This is a genomic window from Thioclava sp. UBA3469 (assembly GCF_002378135.1).
Lineage (GTDB): Bacteria > Pseudomonadota > Alphaproteobacteria > Rhodobacterales > Rhodobacteraceae > Thioclava > Thioclava sediminum.
Genome location: NZ_DFRG01000194.1, coordinates 677 through 923, shown reverse-complemented (window position 1 = coordinate 923; position 247 = coordinate 677). Strand labels below are relative to the sequence as shown.

The 247-nt window shown below is 63.2% G+C and carries 1 pseudogene; it reads left to right on the top strand.

The features are described from left to right. Window positions 1-247, top strand: a pseudogene (locus B3D39_RS13855) (heme lyase NrfEFG subunit NrfE); the annotation flags it as partial.

Here is a 247-nt window from a genome sequence, read left to right as displayed (position 1 = left end):
AAAGGCTGGCGCGGCTGGATGGCGGTCGGCGAACCCGCAGCGACAGCGCAGTTTTTGCTCATCGCGGTGAGCTTTGCGGCGCTGACCCACGCCTTCGTCGTGTCGGACTTCTCGTTGAAGCTGGTCTGGGCGAATTCCCATACCGACAAGCCGATGCTCTACAAGATCACCGGCGTGTGGGGGAATCACGAAGGCTCGATGCTTCTGTGGGTGTTGATCCTGTCGCTCTTCGGGGCGGCGGCGGCCG